Source organism: Plantibacter sp. MDV22-iso1 (assembly GCF_058408345.1).
In genome coordinates, this window is the sequence record NZ_JBZVDY010000002.1 from 75878 (window position 1) to 95987 (window position 20110).

At 68.7% G+C, this 20110-nt stretch carries 15 protein-coding genes; 6 read left to right on the forward strand and 9 right to left on the reverse strand.

The genetic code is table 11. The annotated features are described in order from the left end of the window. Positions 1-2 precede the first annotated feature (2 nt). Positions 3-1046, reverse strand: a complete 1044-nt coding sequence (locus AC4PMY_RS11105) for a LacI family DNA-binding transcriptional regulator (RefSeq protein ID WP_071259110.1) — start codon at positions 1044-1046, stop codon at positions 3-5. 140 nt (positions 1047-1186) lie between these two features. Between AC4PMY_RS11105 and AC4PMY_RS11110 the strand changes: the two genes are divergently transcribed. The 5 genes from AC4PMY_RS11110 to AC4PMY_RS11130 are packed head-to-tail and all read left to right on the forward strand — an operon-like array spanning position 1187 to position 7865. Further along, complete coding sequence (locus AC4PMY_RS11110) at positions 1187-2470, forward strand: ABC transporter substrate-binding protein (RefSeq protein WP_071259107.1); 1284 nt, start codon at positions 1187-1189, stop codon at positions 2468-2470. Positions 2471-2487: 17 nt separating this feature from the next. Then, the gene (locus tag AC4PMY_RS11115; protein WP_064294678.1) at positions 2488-3420 is read left to right on the forward strand and encodes a carbohydrate ABC transporter permease; all 933 of its coding nucleotides are present in this window, start codon (positions 2488-2490) and stop codon (positions 3418-3420) included. A 19-nt stretch (positions 3421-3439) separates the two neighbouring features. Next, entirely contained in the window at positions 3440-4291 is an 852-nt protein-coding gene (locus tag AC4PMY_RS11120; RefSeq protein ID WP_071259104.1) for a carbohydrate ABC transporter permease, read from the forward strand. Further along, the gene (locus AC4PMY_RS11125; RefSeq protein WP_491622734.1) at positions 4288-6561 is read left to right on the forward strand and encodes a glycoside hydrolase family 3 N-terminal domain-containing protein; all 2274 of its coding nucleotides are present in this window, start codon (positions 4288-4290) and stop codon (positions 6559-6561) included. Before AC4PMY_RS11120 ends, AC4PMY_RS11125 begins: the two co-directional genes overlap by 4 nt. Beyond that, the gene (locus AC4PMY_RS11130; RefSeq protein ID WP_491622735.1) at positions 6549-7865 is read left to right on the forward strand and encodes a glycoside hydrolase family 125 protein; all 1317 of its coding nucleotides are present in this window, start codon (positions 6549-6551) and stop codon (positions 7863-7865) included. The genes AC4PMY_RS11125 and AC4PMY_RS11130 overlap by 13 nt, the downstream gene beginning before the upstream one ends. An 18-nt stretch (positions 7866-7883) precedes the next feature. Here the strand turns inward: AC4PMY_RS11130 and AC4PMY_RS11135 are convergent, their stop codons facing one another. Then, positions 7884-8558 (reverse strand): suppressor of fused domain protein, encoded by a 675-nt coding sequence (locus AC4PMY_RS11135; protein ID WP_491622736.1) that lies wholly within the window; start codon positions 8556-8558, stop codon positions 7884-7886. Positions 8559-8716: 158 nt separating this feature from the next. On the opposite strand from AC4PMY_RS11135, the gene AC4PMY_RS11140 reads away from it, so the two are divergent. After that, the gene (locus AC4PMY_RS11140; RefSeq protein WP_491622737.1) at positions 8717-10354 is read left to right on the forward strand and encodes an ATP-binding protein; all 1638 of its coding nucleotides are present in this window, start codon (positions 8717-8719) and stop codon (positions 10352-10354) included. A 189-nt stretch (positions 10355-10543) separates the two neighbouring features. Here the strand turns inward: AC4PMY_RS11140 and AC4PMY_RS11145 are convergent, their stop codons facing one another. The 7 genes from AC4PMY_RS11145 to AC4PMY_RS11175 all read right to left on the reverse strand — a co-directional run bounded on the left by AC4PMY_RS11145 (position 10544) and on the right by AC4PMY_RS11175 (position 20004). Then, complete coding sequence (locus AC4PMY_RS11145) at positions 10544-13762, reverse strand: glycoside hydrolase family 2 TIM barrel-domain containing protein (RefSeq protein WP_491622738.1); 3219 nt, start codon at positions 13760-13762, stop codon at positions 10544-10546. Between the two features lie 58 nt (positions 13763-13820). Next, positions 13821-14234 (reverse strand): RbsD/FucU family protein, encoded by a 414-nt coding sequence (locus AC4PMY_RS11150; RefSeq protein ID WP_064294673.1) that lies wholly within the window; start codon positions 14232-14234, stop codon positions 13821-13823. Continuing rightward, positions 14231-15289, reverse strand: coding sequence for an aldo/keto reductase (locus AC4PMY_RS11155; RefSeq protein WP_079002980.1), 1059 nt, complete (start codon positions 15287-15289; stop codon positions 14231-14233). The genes AC4PMY_RS11150 and AC4PMY_RS11155 overlap by 4 nt, the downstream gene beginning before the upstream one ends. Before the next feature lie 96 nt (positions 15290-15385). After that, the gene (locus tag AC4PMY_RS11160; protein WP_491622739.1) at positions 15386-16936 is read right to left on the reverse strand and encodes an alpha-L-fucosidase; all 1551 of its coding nucleotides are present in this window, start codon (positions 16934-16936) and stop codon (positions 15386-15388) included. A gap of 20 nt (positions 16937-16956) precedes the next feature. Beyond that, positions 16957-17826 carry a carbohydrate ABC transporter permease gene (locus tag AC4PMY_RS11165; RefSeq protein ID WP_071259090.1) on the reverse strand — a complete coding sequence of 290 codons (870 nt, stop codon included), beginning with the start codon at positions 17824-17826 and terminating at the stop codon, positions 16957-16959. After that, positions 17819-18778 carry a carbohydrate ABC transporter permease gene (locus AC4PMY_RS11170; RefSeq protein ID WP_491622740.1) on the reverse strand — a complete coding sequence of 320 codons (960 nt, stop codon included), beginning with the start codon at positions 18776-18778 and terminating at the stop codon, positions 17819-17821. The genes AC4PMY_RS11165 and AC4PMY_RS11170 overlap by 8 nt, the downstream gene beginning before the upstream one ends. Then, positions 18775-20004 carry an ABC transporter substrate-binding protein gene (locus tag AC4PMY_RS11175; protein WP_491622741.1) on the reverse strand — a complete coding sequence of 410 codons (1230 nt, stop codon included), beginning with the start codon at positions 20002-20004 and terminating at the stop codon, positions 18775-18777. Before AC4PMY_RS11175 ends, AC4PMY_RS11170 begins: the two co-directional genes overlap by 4 nt. Positions 20005-20110: the final 106 nt, after the last annotated feature.

The window sequence follows — 20110 nt, forward strand, 5'->3', positions numbered from 1 at the left end:
TGTCACTCGTCCTTCTCGATCGGGGTCTGGTCCGGGGCCTGCGCCCGCGCGGTGGATTCCCGCACGATGAGTCGTCGCGCCGAGACGGTCTGCGAGGCGACCCGCTCGCCGTTCACGAGCCGCTCGAGCAGTTTCACCGCCGTCCTCGCGCTCTCCTCGACGGGAGCGTCGAGCGCGGTGATGCGGGGACGCACGAGGGTCGACACCCACGAGTCCTCCCAGGCGATGACGGAGAGCTGCTCGGGGACCCGGACGCCCAGCTCCGGCGCATGCGCGATGATCTCGGCGGCCATCGCCTCGCTGTCGACGAGCAGTGCCGTGGCCGGGCCGGAGCGCCGCAGCACGTCGGCGACGGGATCCTCGGCGGACGGTTCCCAGTGCAGCACCGTCGGCGTCATACCCCGACGTTCCGCAGCCTCCACGAAGCGACGGTCTCGTTCCCTGGAGTGGACGAGGCCCGGAGAATCGCTCACGCGGGAGATCGCGCGGTGACCGAGTGCGGCGAGATGCTCCAGCACCTCCTCGTAGGCCGCGTCGTCGTGCACCGTGACGGCCGGCACGAGATCGTCCACCGGCGCACCGAGGAGGACGGCCGGCGCCCCCAGCTCGCGCACCTGCAGGATCCGGGGGTCGTCGTCGCGGACGTCGACGAGCAGGAACGCGTCCACCCGCTGCTCGCTCCACCACTCGCGGTACACGCGCTCCTCGTCGGTGTCCCGCACGAGCGTGAGCGACAACGACCAACCGATGGCTGCGAGGGGCTCGGTGAGACCGGCGATCAGCCGCATGAAGAAGGGGTCGCGCTCGAACGTGTCGCCGGAACGCGTCACGACGAGGCCGAGACTGCGCCCGCCGCGGCCGCTGACCTTGCGACTGGCGTAGTTCGGCCGCCAGTGCAGTTCGTCGGCTGCGCGGCGGATGCGGTCCGCCGTGGCCGTGGACACGTTCGGTCGTCCGTTGAACACGTGCGACACCGCCGACGGGGAGACCCCCGCGCGGGCGGCGACGGCGGCGATGGTCGCGCGAGCCGGTTTCTTGTCGTTCATCGTGTCCGAGAGTAGGGGCTTGACCGGATCTTGTAAAGCGGTATACATTGACCGCACGTTGATGTGTACCGCTACACAAGCCCCACGCGGAGAACACGATCACGTCCCATCCCGACGCACCGCAGCTCTCAGGAGGTCTCATGACCGATGGCATCAGCAGACGTACGTTCCTCGGCACGGTGATCGGGGGCGGGGTGATGATCCCCCTGCTCACGGGATGCGGCCCCCTCGTTCCGGCGTCCGGCATCCCCGGGTCGATCTCGGTGCACACGCAGTTGAGCGGCGCCGTCTCCGGAGCCCAGGTCTTCTCGGACGTCGTGGCCGCCTACTCCCGCGCGACCGACCGCGCCGTCGCCCTCCTGAAGAACGGCTCCGACCTCCCCATCGTCTTCGAGACGAGCTCGCTCGCGGGCAAGGAGGCCGACATCGCCATGGTGAACCTGCAGGGACGCACGCTCTCCTGGACCCGGCTCGGCGCCACGATCCCGGTGGAGGATCTGCTGGACGACTGGGGCCTCCGCGACAAGATCATCCCGGAGGCCCTCGAGGAGTGGACCGACGAGGACGGACACCTCCGCGCGTTCCCCTTCACCCGGACCAACTGGCCGGTGTCGTTCAACACCGGCCTGCTCGCGGAGGCGGGCGTCGAGTTGCCGACGACGTCCGACGAGCTCATCCTCGTCGCCGACGCCCTGCGGTCGAAGGGCATCGGGCCGGTCACCGTCGGAGGATCGGACTGGAGCGGGCAGAAGCTGTTCCTGCAGATCCTGCAGGGCTTCCTCACGAAGGACGAGGCCACCCGAGCGTTCTCCACCGGCAAGCTCTCCGAGTTCCCCGGAGCCGTCGCCGGCGTCGAGCACTTCGTCGAACTGCGGGATGCCGGCGTGTTCGTCGACAACGTGCAGGGGTACACCTCCGACTCGGAACTCACGCAGTTCAACACCCGGAAGGCCGCGATCGTGCCGGCGATGTCGTCCGCCCTCGCCCTCGTCCCCGCGGAGCGTGCAGCCGAGGTGACCGTCGGCGGGTGGCCGACACCCTCGCAGGGAGGCGTCGTCGACCATCCGACCGTCATCCAGAGCTACAACGGACACGGCATCTGGATCAGCGCGAACGGCGCGGAGAAGCTCGAGCTGCTGAAGCCCTTCATCCAGAACCTCTACTCCCCCGAGGTCACGAGCGAGTTCATCCTCGGCTCCGGTCGCGACATGAACCGGATCACGGACGTCGTGAGCACCGACTTCCCCCTCGTCGCGCAGGCCTCGCAGCTCACCACCGATCAGGTGACCCCGGTGATGCTGCCCGATCTGCTCATCCCCGATGCGGTCTTCGAACCGATGATCCGGGTGACCGCGATGGCCTACGGCTCCGCGAGCGCCGACCAGATCATCGACCGGTTCGAGCAGGCCTACGACGCGGCCTGAGGGCCCGAAAGGACATCATGACCGTGCTCGAAGTCACCCCCACGACGGGACGACCCGTCTCCGCCCGACCACCTGGCGCTCGTCCGCGTCGCTCTCCGCTCCGGGAGCGCTTCCCCGGCCTCGCCCTCCCGGCGCTCATCTGGTACGCGGTCTTCATGATCGGGCCGGTCGTCGCGATCTTCGTGATTGCCTTCCTACGCTGGCCGGGGATGCTCGAAACCCCGTCGTTCGCGGGCCTGGACAACTTCAGCGTCGTCTTCGCGGACGCCACCTTCTGGGCCGCCCTCGGCAACTCCGCCGTCCAGATCGTCGTCGGACTCCCGATCATGATCGTGCTGGCCTTTCTCCTCGCCTTCTACGTCGTCCAGAAGCCCCGTGGGCACCGCGTCCTGCGGTACATCCTGTTCATCCCTGCGCTCATCTCGGCGCCGGCGACCGCCATGGTGTTCTACGCCATGCTCAACCCGGACGGACTCGTCAACGGCCTGCTCGCGCCGCTCGGCCTGGCGGGCAACGCCTGGCTGGCCGACCCGTCGACCGCGCTCGGCGCCATCATCGCTGTGGAGCTGTGGAGCGGCATCGGCTACTCGGCCGTGCTCATCGCCGCCCGTCTCGACGGCGTCGACGCGGAGATCGTGCAGGCGGCCCGTGTGGACGGCGCGAGCGACTGGCGCATCGCCTGGCGCATGTACTGGCCCATCGCCCGCGACTTCATCGGCGTGGTCACCATGCTCCAGTTCCTGTCGCTGCTGTTCAACTCGGCGCAGACGGTCCTCCTCCTCACCCAGGGCGGACCGGGCACCTCGACGATGACGCTGTCGTACCTCATCTACAGCAAGGCGTTCGTCGAGACGGACCTCGGCTACAGCCAGGCGGTCGGTGTGGTTCTGTTCGTCCTCGGGCTGCTCGGCATGTGGCTGATCCGCCGGACCCTGCGCGCCACCCACTGATCGGATCAAGGAGACTCTCATGGCATCACGCACCGTCCTCCCCCTCCGTGATCGGTTGGGGTCCCTCACGAGCGGCACCCTCGCCTGGCTGTACGCGGCGATCCTCCTCATCCCCTTCTACTACTTCATCTCGTCGTCCTTCAAGACGAACGAGGAGATCTTCGAGTCGCCGCTGGCGCTGCCGACATCGTGGGACCTCTCGAACTTCGCCACCGCGTTCCGGCAGGCGGACCTCGGGCTCGCGATCGCGAACTCGGCGCTCACCACGATCAGTGCGCTCGTGCTCACCCTGCTGCTCGCCCTCCCCGCGGCGTTCGCGCTCGCACGGGCGCAGGGCCGGCTCGGGAAGGTCATCGAGAACGTCTTCAACCTCGGCTTCCTGATCCCCGCCTTCGCGGCGTTGTTCCCGACGTTCCTCCTCGCCGCCGCCGTCGGGCTGTTCCACACCCGCACCTTCGTCGTGCTCCTGCTCCCGGCCACCGCGCTCCCGCTGTCGATCGTGATCCTCACCGCGTTCATGCGGACCATCCCGCGCGAACTCGAGGAGGCCGCGTCCATGGACGGCGCATCCACCCTGCAGGTCCTGCGTCAGGTGTACCTCCCGATCTGCATCCCCGGCATCGCCACGGTGCTCCTGCTGAACTTCCTGTCGTTCTGGAACGCCTACCTCTATCCGCTGATCCTCATCGGCCCCGACACCGCCCAACGCACGATCCAGGTCGCGTTGCCGACGCTCAAGGTCGACGCCGGCACCGACTACGGTGTCCTCATGGCCGGAACCCTGCTCACCCTGCTTCCGGTCTACCTCGTCTACACGGTCCTCCAGAAGCAGATGCAGAAGGCGCTGGTGTCGGGAGCGGTCAAGGGATGACGCGGTCGTCGGCCGAGCTGAGCCTGCGCGAGCGGATCGGCCAGATCAACCAGCGTCTCAAGGGGTGGGAGGCCGTCGAATGGGTCGACGGCGCCCCACGGGTCACCGACGTGCTCCGGCGCGAGGTCGACCGGTGGGGTGGGATCGGCGCGATCTACGGCGTCCTGCGCGCCGACCCGTGGTCGCAGGTGCGCTGGGAGAACGGCGTCCCACCCGAACGGAGCGCCGAGGCCTACGCAGCGGTACAGGAGGTCGTCCGAACCCGCGGGTCCGGCCTCCCGACGCTCTTCGTCGAGGAGGTCCCGCACGGCCTCATGGCGCTCGGCGGCACCACGCTCCCGGTGAACCTCGCACTCGGTGCCGGGATGGACGTCGACCTCGTCGAAGGCCTCGGCGCCGAGGTGGCCGCCGAGGCCCGGGCGCGAGGCACGCACGTGGCGCTCGTCTCCGGGCTCGACGTGCTGCGGGATCCGCGCTGGGGTCGTGCGGAGGAGTGCTTCAGCGAGGACCCGGCGCTGGCGGCGCTGCTCGTGGAGGCGACCGTGCGGGGCATGCAGGGGCGGAACCCGCACGGGCAGCTCGCAAACGACCGCATCGCCGTGGTCGCGAAGCACCTCGCCGGGCAGGGTGCCGGCATCGGCGGCCGGAACGGATCCGGTGCTCCGATCGGACGCCGCGAGCTCGGTGAGATCCATCTGCGGCCGGCGTACGTCGCTGCTCGGGCCGGCGTGTCCGGGTTCATGGCGGCGTACAACGACATCGACGGTGTCCCGTGCAGTGCCAACGCGGACCTCCTCACCGGGGTCCTCCGCGAGGACTGGGGATGGGAGGGCATCGTCATGGCCGACGGCACGGCGGTGGACCGGTTGCGCGACAGTACGCCCGACCCGGCGAGCGCCGCGGCACTCGCCATCACAGCGGGGGTCGATCTGAGCCTGTGGGACGAGGCCTTCACGCACGTGGAGGAGGCGGTCGGACGCGGACTCCTCGATCAGGCGCTCGTGACCCGCGCCGCCGACCGGGTCCTCGCGCTGAAGCGGCGTGTCGGCCTGCTCGAGGAAGCGCAGCCGGAACACGCCGTCGCAGGTCCGGCCGAAGATCGCCCTCCGAGGGAGTTCCTCGAACTCGCGCACCGCGCGGCGGCGCAGTCCTGCGTCCTCGTGCAGGACGATGGCGTCCTCCCGCTCTCCGCATCCGCGGTCGTCGCCGTGATCGGCCCGAACGCCGACGATCTCGAAGCCCAGCTCGGTGACTACACGCCGCCGCGGCCGGACGACGACCCGCAGGCCTCCACCGTGCGATCCGCACTCGAGGCACGGCACGGTACGGGCCACGTGCGATACGCGCAGGGCGCCTCGCACCGTTCCCGTCTTCCGGGTGACGTCGCGGAACAGGTGGACGCGGCGCTGTCCGGGGCGGACGCCGCGGTCGTCGTGTTGGGTGGGACGAGTCGACGACGCTACGACGACGAGTTCGCCGACAACGGCGCCGTCGACGGCCCCGCTCCCGACACCACCAACGGCGAGGGTGTCGACCTCGCGCGCCTCGCCCTACCCGAGTCGCAACTCGACCTCCTCCGTGCCGCTCGGGCAGCCGTCCCCGTCGTGATCGCGGTGCTGATCGACGGCCGCCCGCGCCCGCTCGAGCCACTCGTCACGCTGGCCGACGCACTGATCGTCGCCCCGTTCCCCGGCCCGAACGGTGGTGCGGCGATCGTCGACGTCCTCGCGACCGGGGTCGGTGGCGGGTTGCTCCCGGCGACCTTCCCCTCGGCCGACGGCGTGTGGCCCGTCGCGCACGACGAGCGTCGAGAGACGGCCCGCGGCTACGTCGACGCCCGCCATCCCGTGGGCGGACTGTTCGGCAGTGGCGCCTCCGCCGTGTCGGTCCGGCTGCGTCCCGTCGAAGCGACGCTCACCGCGGAGGCGCTGCGCGAGGGAGGCACGGTCACGCTGACCGCCGACCTCGTCAACGACACCGATCGGGCTGTCTCCCTGCCGGTGCCGCTCTACGGCCGCCGCCATGAGCTCGGCCTCCGTCCGCGCCGGCGCAGTGTGCTCGCGGTCGAACGGGTCCAGGTCGCTGCCCGGTCGACGGCAGTCGTGCGGTTCACCCTCGGTCTCGACGAGCTCGGCTCCTGGGCGAGTGGTCGCCCGGTGCCCGCTCCCGCGGAGGTGGTCGCCTGGACGGCCCCGAGCCACGATCCTCCGTCCGACGCCCTCGTCGTGCGGATCACCGATCAGGAAGGAGGCACCGGGTGGGAACACTGACCGCCTTCGCACCGGACGCCCGCACCCGGGAGCTGCTCGCCGACGCCGCCGAGGCGGTGCGACGGTCGACCGACGGCCGCATCGGCGACCTGGTCGGCCGGGCGCTGCTCGCCACGCTCACCGAGACCATCGGCGTCGATCCCGCGGGACGGGTGTTCGTCATCACGGGCGACATCCCGGCGATGTGGCTCCGCGACTCGACGACCCAGCTCACCCCGTATCTGCGGTTCGTCGAGCAGAGCGGGCAATTGGCCGACCTCGTGGAGCAGGTGGTGCGCCGGCAGTTCGGGTTCATCGCCCACGACCCGTACGCGAACGCGTTCAACGACGGACCGACGGGTGCCCGCTACGATCCCGCGGACGTGTGCGAGGATCCCGAGGTCTGGGAGCAGAAGTACGAGGTCGACAGTCTCGCCTACCCGGTCACCCTCGCTCACGCGCTGTGGCGCCGGACCGGACGGACCGGATTCCTGCTCGACGCGCCGACGCCCGGCGTGCTGCGGACCGTCGTCGATCAGCTCCGCGCCGAGCAACAGCACGAGACCTCTCCGTACCGGTTCGAACGGACGACCACCATCCCCACCGAGACGCTGCCGCGTGGCGGCCGGGGTTCCGCGGTCGCGCACACCGGCATGACCTGGAGTGGATTCCGCCCGTCCGACGACGCGTGCACGTTCGGGTTCAACATCCCGGCCAACCTCTTCGCCGCGGAAGCTCTGCTCTCGCTCGCCGAGATCGCGACCGAGGTGCTCGAGGACATGCCGTTGGCCGAGGATGCCCGCGCCCTCTCCGCCGAACTCGTCGCCGGCGTCCGGGCGCATGGGATCGTGCCCGGGCCGGACGGGGTCCCGATCTACGCGTATGAGGTCGACGGGCTCGGGGGCCGCCTCATCATGGACGACGCGAACACCCCGTCGTTGCTCTCGCTCCCCCTGATCGCACCGACCGTCCTCGATCCGGCCGTCTGGGCGGCCACGCGCGACGTCGTGCTGAGTCCGGCGAACCCGTACTGGTTCGAGGGCTCGGTGTTGCGAGGCGTCGGCAGTCCGCACACCCGTGATCGGCGGGTCTGGCCCATCGCACTCGCCGTCGAAGGACTGGTGGGCACCCCGGCCGACCGTCGCCATCTGCTGCGCATGATCGCCGACACGGATGCCGGAACGGGCCGCGTGCACGAGAGCATCGACGTCGATGATCCCGCCGTCTTCTCACGCCCCTGGTTCTCCTGGGCCGAGTCGATGTTCTGCGAACTCGCCCTCACCGTCGTGGACGACGAGCGATCGCGCCCGACGCGCTTCGCCTGACGCGGTTCGCCTGACGACTCAGCGGCGCTCCGGGTCGGTGATCAGCAGCGCGTTGTCCGTTGCGAGACGCTCCAGCACCTCGTCCGTCGTCGACCGCTTCGCCTCCTCGACATCGGTGTCGGTCAGCGCGACGGACTGCCAGAAGGCGACCCGGCCGTTCGGCGTCTCGATGGGTTCGACCACCGGGTCGAGTCTGACGGCGAGCGTCGTGAGGGCACCGTCGGGGTCGTCGGTCACGCCGTTCGCGAGTCGGATGCGATCCCCCAACCACAGCTCCTGCGGTCCGCTGCGCACGTACTGCGCCAGCACGACGAGCGCACGGTACGGCCATTCAGGCGGGGTCTCCTCGGTCGGTGACCGGCGCACACGCATGGTCAGCTCGTATCCGAAGCCACTGGTCGTCGGATCGTCGGAGTCCTTGCCCCACAGCTCCGTGAGCCCGTAGGTGACGTAGAACCAGTGGTCGGGCCCGGGGAGCGCCGAACACCCCTGCAGGGCGGACCCGAAGTGCAGGCCGGGCGAGTAGGCGACGTGGAATTCACGGGCCCCGGGGTAGTGCTGCGAGACCGCCTGCGTGACGGCGTCCCATCCCCGCTCGTCGAGGTCGTCGAGATCGGCTGGGCCGGCCGCCGCGGGATCGGGCGCGGCGGGCGGCGTCGGTGGCTGCTGGCGTTTGCGTCGGAAGAAGCCCATGCGACGAGTGTAGGCATCGGTCACTCGGACACGCCCATCGAGGTGGACGCGCGCGCCGACTGGCCCGTCGGATGAGGCGGATCACGGGTGCCGTCCATCGGTCGCGGCGGCGATACAGTGAATTTGCCCGACACCGGGCGGGACACCTGGGAGGCCCGATGCCACGTTGGATCGAAGGCACCGAGCGCCACCCACGGCTCGGCCTGCTGAGCCGGAGTCAGGGACCGCTGGCGCTGGGGGTCGGGATCGTCACGGCGATCGTCGGCATCACCAGTCCGGCCGTCCTCCGTGTCACCGAACTCCAACTGGCTTGGGCCGTGATGGGACTCGCGCTCGTCGCCACGCTCGTGCTTCCGTGGGAGCGGATCGCCCGCCCGTGGGCGCTCACCCTGGTCAGCGCAGACCTCGCCGTCGTGGGACTTGTGAACCACGCGGTGTCCCCCGTCCTCGGCGCCTCGATCGTACTGCTCGCCTTCCCCGTGCTCTGGCTGTCCTACAGCTTCGGACGCCTCGGCGTCGTCCTCGCTCTCGTGGGGAGCGTGCTCGTCGTCTGGCTGCCCGGCCTGCTGTACGGCGAGGGCCCCGTGAGCACGCAGGACGTGAGCGAGCTCATCGCGCTCACCCTGCTGCTCGTGCTGGTCATCCTCGCCGTCGGCCTGCAGTCGCAACGGTTCGAACGCGCCCAGGCGAGCGTGCGGGCCGAAGGCGAAGCGAAGGTCGAAGCCGTGGAGCGGCAGAACCGGCTGGCCGTGATGCTCCGCACCGTCGCCGACGAGGTGAACGTCGGACTGGTCTTCTTCGACGAACACGGCACCGAGATCCTCAACAACCGACTCGCCGTCGAACTCGCGGCACTGGCCGGCTACGACGCGTCGACCGGGGGCGCCCGCTTCATCTGGGCGGCGGACGGTCTCACCCCGCTGGCGGTGGAGGACCAACCGGTCCTGCGGGTCCTCGACGGACAGGACGTCCGCGACTTCTTCTACTGGGTGGGGCCTCCCGGCAGGCAACGAGCCCTCGTCGCGAACGGTCGGCCGGTCAGTGGCGCGGACGGGGCACCGAACGGGGCGGTCCTCGTCGGGCAGGACGTGACCGAGCTCACCGAAGCCGTCCGGATGCGCACCGAGTCACTGACGAGCCTGAGCCACGAACTGCGGACGCCCCTCACGAGCATCCTCGGCTATCTCGATATGCTCGACGACGACTCGGACGTCGCACCCCGGGTGCAAGCCCAGCTCGCCGTCGTCCGCCGGAGCGCCGATCATCTCGGGCGTCTGGCTGAACAGTTCCTCGCAGCGAGCGCACCCCACCTGGAGATCACCGACGAACCCGTCGACCTCAGCGCCATCGTGCTGGAGGCGGCCGACGAGCGACGACGGCTCGGCCTGCCCGACGGCGTGGAGCTGCGCACCGCTGCCGTGCCGACGCTGCAGCTCGTCGGCGATCGAGCACGCCTCCGGGAGTTGCTCTCGATCATGCTCGACAACGCGGTGACCTACACCCGCGCCGGCGAGATCTTCCTGAGCGTGCGCTCGGACGGCGTGGATGCGATCATCCGCGTCACCGACACGGGGATCGGCATCCCGGCGGACGAACTCACCCGGGTCTTCGAACGGTTCCACCGAGCCGGGAACGTGCGCGAGGAGACGATCCGCGGCTCAGGCCTCGGACTCACCATCGCCAGATCCATCGCGCACGCGCACCGCGGCACGATCGAGGCCTTCGCCACCGGTGACCCCGGGACGACCTTCATCGTCCGACTCCCGCTGGCCCGCCGGAACCGCTCGGCCGGCTGACACCGCCGACGAGGCGTCAGCGCGCCGGGGTCGTCGCTCTCGTCGGAGACAGCGAGCAGGACCGAGGACCCATACAAGTGCGCCGAATTCATCGCTGGCCACGTCCAGGCTGATCGTCGCGGCCGCGAAACGAGAGTCAAACCGGGAACCGGCGAACAGCGCGTGTCCGGCGCACCCTTGGGGGCACGGTCAGCGGAGGGGTGACCGCGCCAGTACCGCGGGGTCCTGACCCTCGCGGAGAGGAAGCAGGCTGTAGAGCACGCGGTACGGGCCCTTCGCCGGTGTGTTGCTGTACTGCTCCGGGCGGGTCAGCAGGTCCCAGTTTCCGCCCTGCACCCCCTCCTGCGCTGCGTCCACGCGGACGACGGTCCGCCAGGATGCGAGCACCTCGTACCAGTGGCGACGTCCCGCGAGCTCGTCAGGACTGTTCGGCTGGGCGTTGAGGTACATGCTTCCCTCAGCCACGATCAGCACCCCGCTGCCGGCGTCGTCGGTCAGCGCCGCCCAGCAGGTGTCGGCTTTGTTCCCGGTGTCCTGCGGTCGGCTGTATCTCGTGATCTGGTCCGCGACCCGGCCGGAGAACCTGCCGAAGAACGCCGAGCTGCGCCGGTCGACGGTCGACTCCCATGGTCCCCGTCCGTACCACTCGAGGTTCGCGAGTTCGGGCCGGAGACCGAAGGTGGTCCCGACGACCTGCGGATTGGGCGTGTCGGGCACGGGTTCGAACGTCGACAGCACGTCCACCTGCCCGTCGCCATGGATCGTGTAGACGATGGACTGCGGCGAGGTCGTGATGCGCTGGCTCGGACGGAACGGCACCGTGGTCGTGACGGACCCGCTCACCATGACGCGGACCGCGCCGGGCGTGTGGGTCGTCTCGACCGAGCCGACGGCCCAGGCCTCGCCGACACCACGCCAGGGCAGCGACGGCTCCGGGTGGGTCTCCCTGAACTCCGGGATGGACAGTTCGGGGTCGTTCGGGGCACGCCAGTAGTTCGGCATGAGGCCGCTCGCGAGCAGCTCCCGCTCGTCGTATCGCAGCGACGTCATCCGCCCCGTCGTGCGGTCGACGGTGACCGAGAAGCCGGTCCCGTGGACCTCGATCAAGCCATCGCTCTCCTGGAGTCGAGGCGCTGCTGCGTCCGACACAGCTAGCGGTTCCGGCGCAGCCCCCGGCACGGGGAGGGCGAACTGGGCTCGGGCGACGACGTGCCCTGCTGGCGCCCACCGAGTCGGTGCGTCGAGCTCGATCGAGAGCTCGAGTCGGTACTCGGCTCGGTGACGCCGCTCCGCCGGCAGTTCGCACGGCAGGGTGACCTCCGTACGCTGCGACGGCCCGATCGACAGTGCAGTGCCGATGATCGTTCCGCTGCTGACGGCTCGACCGTCCTCAGTGACCGCCCACCGCAATCGGTGCTCGTCCAGGCTCGTGAACAGGTACTCGTTCGTGATCGCGACGACCCAGCTGTCAGGATCCAGGAGCGTCATGCTCACCGGCTGATGCGCCAGCTTGGCCTCCTGCAGCTTCGGCGTCGGCGTGCGGTCGGCGAGCACCAGCCCACTCATGTGGGCTCCCTCCTCATTGGGATCGTCGCCCCAGTCGCCGCCGTAGGCGAGGAACTCCTCCCCCGGCCGCCCCGGCACGTCCCACCACAGTCCCTTGTCGGCCCAGTCCCAGAGAAAGCCCCCGAGCACCTGGCCGGGGTGTTGCCGGATCGCGTTCCAGGTCTCGTCGAGATAGCCGGAGGTGTTGCCCTGGCTGAACGCGTACTCGACGAGGAGGTACGGCCTCGGGTCTCGGGTCGCTCGCTCGATCAGCTGCGGGACCGGTGGGTAGAAGTCGCCGTCGAAGTCGGAGTGGTCCGATGGGACGATCGGCGAACCGGAGCCGGTCGAATCCTGATAGCTGACCGGCCGTGACGGGTCGTAGGCCTTGGCCCAGTCGTACATGGCCCGCAGATTCGAACCGACGCCCGATTCGTTGCCGATCGACCACGCGATCACGCAGGGATGGTTCTTGTCCCGGTCGACCATGTTCCGCATGCGCCAGAGCAGTGGTGCTCGAAGCTCGGGTCGATCTCCCGGGATGTTCGGCCGTCCGTCGCCGTCGACGCGGTTGATGTGGGTCTCGTTGTTCGCCTCGTCGAAGATGTAGAGCCCGTACTCGTCGGCGAGCTCGTACCACCGGGGGTCGTTCGGGTAGTGGGAAGTGCGGACGGCGTTGATGTTGTTCCGCTTCATCAGGGTGATGTCGGCGACCATGTCGTCCAGGCTGAGGGTGCGACCGGTCCGCGGGTTCCACTCGTGTCGGTTGACGCCTCGGATCGAGAGCGGCCGGCCGTTGATCAGGAACACGCCGTCGACGATCTCGACGCGTCGGAACCCCACGCGAGTGGACACGCGATCGACGACCGAACCGTCCGTATCCACCAGTTCCACGACGAGGGTGTACAGCTCCGGGTGCTCGGCCGTCCAGAGCCGAGGCGGCCGCACGGACTCCGCCAGCGTGGCGGACACTCCCCCTTCGGACGCCTCCGATGAAACGGATGCGGCGCGCGACCAGAGCTGTGGCGCGTCGACGTCCGTCCCGTCGAACAGCGTCCCCCGCGCGTGGAGGCGCTCTCCGTGAAGCTCGCCTGAACCGTCCTGTACCTCGACGTCCAGCTCGAGTGTCGCCTCGGACCAGTCGTCCGCGAGCGGAGTCCTGACCGTGAAGTCACGGACGAACACGGACGGCCTGGAGAGCAGGTTGACACTCCGGAAGATGCCGGAGAGTCGGACGTTGTCCTGGTTCTCCAGGTAGGACCCGGTCGACCATCGGTACACCTCGACGGCGAGCACATTGGACCCGGCGTGCAGGTGCGACGTCACTTCGAACTCGCCGCGGGTGTAGCTGTCCTCGCGATAGCCGAGCGGATGACCGTTGATCCAGACGGTGTACGCCGACTCCACGCCCTCGAACTGGAGGAACGTCCGCCGACCGTCCCAGTCCGCCGGGAGTTCGAAGCTCGTCCGGTACAGTCCGACCGGGTTGTAGCGGGTCGGGGCGTGCGGGTAGTCGCCGGTCGGAAGCGGCTGCTCGTGGTGGCCGTTCGCGCCGGTCCACGGCAGCACGGTGTTGACCCCGATCGGGAAGTCGTACCCGTGCACCTGCCAGCTTGCGGGGACGGGGAGGAGGTCCCAGTCCGAGTCGTCGACGTCCTCCCGCTCGAAGTCGGGCATCCGGGATGCGGGGTCCGGGGACCAGCGGAACCGCCAGTCACCGTCCAGGCTGAGCCTGAACGGCGAGGCGGAGCGGTCCGCCCGCACCGCACTCGCCAGGCTGTCGTACGTGACCAGCGTGGCATGTGCCGGTTCGGTCCCCCGCTCGTACACGGCAGGGTCGTTCCATTCGGGTGTCGCGTTCATGGTCTCCTCGGATGCGATCCGGTGTTGCAACATCGATAGGGGCGGTCGGTTTCCGGTGTCAGCGCAGGCCGATCGTGAGCAGGAGATTCCCGTACAGACGTTCGTCTCCGGTCGCGATGACGACGCCGACGTCCGGGGATCGCACGCGGTCGTAGAACGCGAAGCGCTCGACCCGCTCGATCGGCACCTCGGAGCCCAGTGCCCGCGCGTAGTCGTCCTGCGCGGGGGCCTCGACGCCGGGCGGGGTCTGCATGACGGTCGCCGACTCGACGTTCACGACCGTGAGCACGGCGTCGAGCACCGTCGTGACGTCCAGCAGGCCGGGGCGAAGGTTGAGATGGATGAGTCGTGCGCCTGGACGGGTCCCGGTCAGGTAGGGGTAGTTGCCGTCGGCGATGAGGACCCCGGAGCCGTGGCCCGACGACGCGAGCGCTTCGAGCAGCGGCGGGTGGACGAGTGGGCCGGTGATCACGCGGACGCTCCAGCCGTCGCAGGGACCGTCGCGCCGTCTGCGGCGTAACCGTGCCATCCCGGGATCGTCCCGTCGACGTCCCACAGCTCGAGCCAGCTGCCGGCGCCCGGCCAGAGGAACACCTGACCCTTGATGAGTCGGTTGTTCCGTTCTGCTGAACGCAACTCCTCCAGCTCGGCAGGGGTCAGGGGGTCTTCGATCACGGCTTGCAGGTTGGCGACGAACTGCGACGCCTTCACCGAGAACGGGATCGGGATCTGACCGCGCTGCACCGCCCATTTGAGGCAGACGAGCGCCGGATGGACGCCGTGCGCGCGGGCGATCGATGCGACGACGGGGTGGTCCATGTCGGAGACGTCGGAGTCGATGCGGTCACGATCCGGTCGCGACGGCGACCCGAGGGGAGAGTAGCCCACCGGCTGGATGCCGTGGTCGAGGCAGAACCGGAACAGCTCGGGCTGCTGGAAGCACGGGTGCAGCTCCATCTCGTTCAGCGCGGGGCGGATCCGCGCATCGGAGATGATGGCCGTGAGCTTGGGGATGGTGACGTTCGAGGTCCCGAGGTGCCGGACGACCCCCTCGTCGACCAGGCTCTCGAGGGCATGCCAGAGCGCCATGAACTCCTCATGGAGGTAGGGGCGCGCGTGCTGGTCGCGGTCGGCCGCGTCCGCGAACGGTGCGTGGTGGTTCGGGAACGGCCAGTGCACGAAGACGGCGTCGAGGGTGTCGAGTCGGAGATCCCGGAGGGATCGTCGGACCGAGGCGATCGCGGCCGCCGGCTCGTGGGCGTCGTTCCACACCTTCGACATGACGAAGAGCTCCTCGCGCGGCACACCGCGGGCGATCTCCTCCTCGAGCACGGCACCGACCTGCGCCTCATTGCCGTACACTGAGGCGCAGTCGATCAGGCGGTATCCGGCTCGGATCGCTCCGCCGACCGCCGCCGCCACGTCGTCCGCGCCGTATCGGTCGGACCCGAACGTCCCCATTCCGATCGCCGGTATCGACGCCCCGCTGGCGAGTCGTCGGGTGGGCACGCTGTCGATCTTGATCATGTCTGTGTTCTCCGTTTCATTCGGTTCGAGCGTGGTCACCGGACGGTGCCACCGGAGCGTTCCGCAGCCGTGCACCATCGCCTCGGCGCGCCGCCACTAGATGTTGAGGCCGTGGAAGAAGTCGGTGCGCGACGCCGGGCCCGCGGGCGCCAGCTCGATCCGCACCACGGCGCCACCCGGACCCGTCAGCTCCGAGTCGGTCAGCACGACCTCGAGATGCTCGCGTGTGCGTGTCCACTCGGCGGGTTCCCGTGAGCCGAGGACCCGGACGTCGACGATCGGCCGGTCGAGGAGCCGATAGTCCGAGCCGAAACTGCGGATGCGCATCCGGCCGTCCTCCGGACGGACGAGTCCGATCCCGTAGACGTACTCGTGACCGACCTCGGTCATCCGCGTGAATCGGATGTCCTCGGCGGTGTACACGGCCGCCGCGGCGTCGGTGAACGAGCCGGCGGCGGGTGCGGTCGGCCCTTCACCGAACACGACCCACGGACGTGAACCGTAGATCGCCTCTCCGTTCACGGCCAACCAGTCACCGACCGCTTCCAACAACGTGACCTCCTCCTCGGGGATCGTCCCGTCGGGACGCGGACCGACGTTGAGCAGGAGGTTCCCGTTCTTCGAGACGACGTCGACGAGTTCCTGGATGAGCTCGGAGGCGTCCTTGTAGTCGTGCCCCTCCACCCAGCTCCATGAGGTCCGGGACACCGAGGTGTCGTTCTGCCACACCTCCGGCCGGATGGCGTCCATGGTGCCACGCTCGATGTCGAGGACCGCGGACCCGGGCGCGAACGACTCCCACTTGTAGTTGATGACGACCTCACGTCCCCACTCGGCCGCCCGGTTGTAGTAGTACGCCGCCAGCCTCCGGAGGTAGGGCTCGAACGACGGAGTCTCGATCCCGGTGTCGAAGTACAGGATCTGCGGTCGGTAGGAGTCGATGATCTCGACCGTGCGCAAGAGCCAGTCCTCCAGGAAGCGCTCGGTCGGGTTCGTCTCCTGGCGCATCGCCGGTCCGTAGAGGTCGCTGTAGGCGGGGTCGCGGACGTCGGAGTCGAACGTCGTCCCGTCGTTCATGAAGAACCAGTGTTCGGCCCGGTGGCTCGACGCGCCCGTGACCAGCCACGACTGGTCGACCGCTTCGAGGAGGTCGCCCATCACGTCACGCTGCGGGCCGACCTCGGTCACCTTCCACCGCGAGCGGGCGGTGTCGTACATCGTGTAGCCATCGTGGTGTTCGGCGACGGGCACCACGAACTGCGCGCCGGCGCGTTTGAACAGTGCAGCCCAGGCCTGCGGGTCGAAGCGCTCCATGCGGAAGTGCGGCAGGAAATCCTTGTATCCGAAGCGGTCGTGCGGGCCGTAGGTCTCCACGTGGTGGTCGAAGGCGGGGGTGCCACGCCGATACATGGTGCGCGAATACCACTCGTTGCCGAACGCCGGCACGGAGAAGGCGCCCCAGTGTAGGAACACACCGAACTTGGCGTCGCGGTACCACTGCGGAGCACGGTAGTGCGACAGTGAATCCCAGGTGGCGTCGTACGGACCGGCGTCGATGACGGCATCCACCGCCGCGAGCGCTGCACGGTTGTCCGAGACGTCGACCGGTGCCGGCAAGGAGGTGGGGTCGAGCGGTTCGAGGTTCATGGGTCTCCATTCGTCGCGGCTCATCGGCCGCCGAAGGCGCCCGCGCCGATCGCGGCCACCAGTTGTCGTTGGGCGACGGCGACCACGACCACCACCGGGGCGATCGTCATCACACATGCCGCCATCAGCAGTTCCCATTGCGTGCCCGTCTGGGTCGTGAAGCCGGCGATGCCGATGGGGATCGTCCACTTGTCGGAGCTGTTGAGGATGATCAACGGCCACAGGAAGCTGTTCCAGCTGCCGAGGAAGCTGAAGATCGCGAGTACCGAGATGGCCGGTCGCACGAGGGGGACGATGACGCTGGTGAGGATGCGCCAGGTCGAGGCACCGTCGAGCCGGGCCGCCTCCTCCAGTTCCGCTGGGATCTGCAGCATGAACTGCCGGAGCAGGAAGGCCCCGAACGCGCCGAACAGGCCCGGGAGGATGAGCGCGATCCAGGTGTCGGCGAGCCGGACCTGGTCGAAGCCGAGGAAGAGTGGCACGACCGCGACCTCGGCCGGCAAGGTCAGCGTGATGATGAACAGCACGAAGACGGCGCTCCGACCGGGGAATCGCAGCCGGGCGAACGCGAACGCCGTCAGGGTCGCGACGATCAGGGTCAACAGGGTCGAGACGGCCGCCACGACCAGGCTGTTGGTGAGCAGCCGTCCGAAGTCGACCTCGACCCACGCGTCCGCGAAGTTCGACCAGAGGACCTCGGAGCCGATGAACGTGATCCGCGCACCGAACACCTCGTTCGCCGGCTTCAACGCGGTGAAGAACGTCCAGATGAGCGGGAACGAGAACACGAGCGCGAACAGCCAAGCGATCGTCGAGTTGGCCACGAACCCGAGCGTGCGTCCCCGGTGACGCCGCCGAGGGCCTCGTACCGCGAGCTGCTGATCAGTCATAGTGCACCCATTTCTTCTGTCCCCAGAGTTGGAACAGGGTGAAGATCGCGATGATCACGAACAGGACGGTCGCGATGGCCGACGCGTAACCGAGCTGGTTGTTGGAGAACGCGGCCTGGTAGAGGTACAGCATGATCGTCATGGTGCTGTTACCGGGTCCGCCGCCCGTGATCACGTAGGCCTGGGCGAACGTCGACCACGCGCCGATCACGGTCAACACCGTGGTGAAGAAGAGGGCTGGGCTGACGAGCGGGAGGGTGATCGAGAACAGGCGCCGGAACCGACCGGCGCCGTCGATGCGCGACGCGGCGATGACGTCAGGGCTGATCGAGTCGAGCCCGGCTCCGAGCACGATCATGTTGTAGCCGAACGACTGCCAGAGCGACACGCCGATCACGACGGCGAGCGCCCAGTTGCCGTCGCTGAGCCATGGGATCGGCGCAAGCCCGACGGCTGCGAGCGCCTGATTGACGGCCCCGTCCTGCTGGAAGAGCAGTCGGAACACCGCGGCGTTCGCCACCATCGGAGACAGGGCCGGGATCAGGAAGATCACGCGCAGCCAGTTCCGACCGGCGATGCGGGTCTGCAGCCACATCGCCATCGCCAACGAGATCGCGATGTTCGCCGGAACGTAGACGAGCACGAAGATCGCCGTGACGAGGACGCTGTTGAGGAACTGCGAATCACGGAACAGCCGGGCGTAGTTCTCCCAGCCGGTGAACTCCGTCCCACCGAGCACGGTCGAGTCGGAGAACCCGAGGATCAGCGACGCCAGCTGCGGGACGACGATGAAGACCACCAGCCCGATGAGCCCTGGGAGGACGAAGACCCATCCCACCCAACGCGGGCCCCCGAGGGGCCGGCGGCGAGGCCGACCCCTCGGACGCTCCGGTCGGGTGACCGCGCCGTCGGTGACCTCACCCTCCGCGCTGTCGAGACGCACGAACGTCATTGCGCAAGGCCTGCCTTCACCTGTTCGAGCACCTCGGCGACCGTGCGTTGACCGGAGAACGCCTCCACCTCGTACTGCGTCAACAGGGTGTCGAGCTGGGACTGGTTCGCGGGCACCGGAGACGGCGTCGCATCACCGGTCATCTGCCGGATCACCTCGGTGAACTCCGGTGACCCGACATTGGCGGACCAGGCGTCGAGCGAGTCGAGCCGGGCCGGCACGGACGCCTGTGACTTCGTCACCTCGTCGAGACCCGCCTTGCTGGTCATGGCCGTGATGGCCTCGAACGCTTTCTGCTTGTCACCACACGTCTTCGTGATGCCGAAGCCCGAGCCGCCAATGAAGCCCTTCGACTGCCCGTTCGCACTCGGGATGACGGCGATGCCCACGTTGTCCTTGCCGAGCGACTCCTGAGCGTGCTGCAGATCCCAGAGCCCCTGCATCTCCATTGCGGACTGGCCGGTGTTGAACGCGTCGATGTCGGGGAACGTTCCGCCGGCGGCCGCCTCGAGCGGCTTCGCGACCTTGTGCACGGTGGCGAGGTCGACGAGCAGTTGCAGCGCGTCGTGGAAGGCCGGGTCGTCGAGCAGCGGACCGTTCTCGTCCGCGTAGGGATGTCCGTCCGCCGCCATCAGCGTGCTGATGGGGTTGGACCCCTGGCCGATCGCGAACCCGTAGACGCCGTCCTTCGTCGTGGCCTTGGCCGCGGCGATGAAGTCGTCGGTGGTCCAGTCGTTCGACGGCTCGGCGACGCCGGCGTCCTTGAACATCTGCTTGTTGTAGAGGATCACGGTCGGACCGGCGTTGAACGGAAGGGCGTAGAGCTCACCGTCCACCCGGAGCTGCTCGAGCATCGCCGAACTGTAGGCGGACAGATCGAGCTTATTCTCCTTCGCCAGTTCGTCGAGCGGCTCCAGCCCCTCGACGTACGGGTTCACCCGCCCGTTCTGGAACGTGACCAGGCAGGGCGCGCTGCTGCTGCGCATCACCGTGGGCAGCTTCGTGTAGTAATCGCCGATCGGCGGTCCGGAGAAGCTCACCGACATCGAGGGGTCGGCGTGCACTCCTCCGGCGATGTAGTCGGCCCACTGCTGTTTGTCGGCCTTCCCACCGACCCAGGTGTACATGGTGACCGTATCGCCGTCGAGACCCGACGCCCCACCGTCGGCTCCTGAACATGCGGCGAGCCCGAGCACCAGGGCCCCGGCGGTCGTGGTGACGCCCACGCGCCTCCACCTCCGGGCACCGTTCGTCTGTGTCTGCATACAACTCCTCCTTGAGTGTTTGGGCGAAACGTTACGTTCTCCGTGAATGCTAAGAAAGCGAAATTCA

What these genes read in the sequence shown, in the direction of transcription:
- AC4PMY_RS11105 (WP_071259110.1), bottom strand. Translation starts at nt 1,046, where the DNA reads ATGAACGACAAGAAACCGGCTCGCGCGACCATCGCCGCCGTCGCCGCC.
- AC4PMY_RS11110 (WP_071259107.1), top strand. Translation starts at nt 1,187, where the DNA reads ATGACCGATGGCATCAGCAGACGTACGTTCCTCGGCACGGTGATCGGG.
- AC4PMY_RS11115 (WP_064294678.1), top strand. Translation starts at nt 2,488, where the DNA reads ATGACCGTGCTCGAAGTCACCCCCACGACGGGACGACCCGTCTCCGCC.
- AC4PMY_RS11120 (WP_071259104.1), top strand. Translation starts at nt 3,440, where the DNA reads ATGGCATCACGCACCGTCCTCCCCCTCCGTGATCGGTTGGGGTCCCTC.
- AC4PMY_RS11125 (WP_491622734.1), top strand. Translation starts at nt 4,288, where the DNA reads ATGACGCGGTCGTCGGCCGAGCTGAGCCTGCGCGAGCGGATCGGCCAG.
- AC4PMY_RS11135 (WP_491622736.1), bottom strand. Translation starts at nt 8,558, where the DNA reads ATGGGCTTCTTCCGACGCAAACGCCAGCAGCCACCGACGCCGCCCGCC.
- AC4PMY_RS11140 (WP_491622737.1), top strand. Translation starts at nt 8,717, where the DNA reads ATGCCACGTTGGATCGAAGGCACCGAGCGCCACCCACGGCTCGGCCTG.
- AC4PMY_RS11145 (WP_491622738.1), bottom strand. Translation starts at nt 13,762, where the DNA reads ATGAACGCGACACCCGAATGGAACGACCCTGCCGTGTACGAGCGGGGG.
- AC4PMY_RS11155 (WP_079002980.1), bottom strand. Translation starts at nt 15,289, where the DNA reads ATGATCAAGATCGACAGCGTGCCCACCCGACGACTCGCCAGCGGGGCG.
- AC4PMY_RS11160 (WP_491622739.1), bottom strand. Translation starts at nt 16,936, where the DNA reads ATGAACCTCGAACCGCTCGACCCCACCTCCTTGCCGGCACCGGTCGAC.
- AC4PMY_RS11165 (WP_071259090.1), bottom strand. Translation starts at nt 17,826, where the DNA reads ATGACTGATCAGCAGCTCGCGGTACGAGGCCCTCGGCGGCGTCACCGG.
- AC4PMY_RS11170 (WP_491622740.1), bottom strand. Translation starts at nt 18,778, where the DNA reads ATGACGTTCGTGCGTCTCGACAGCGCGGAGGGTGAGGTCACCGACGGC.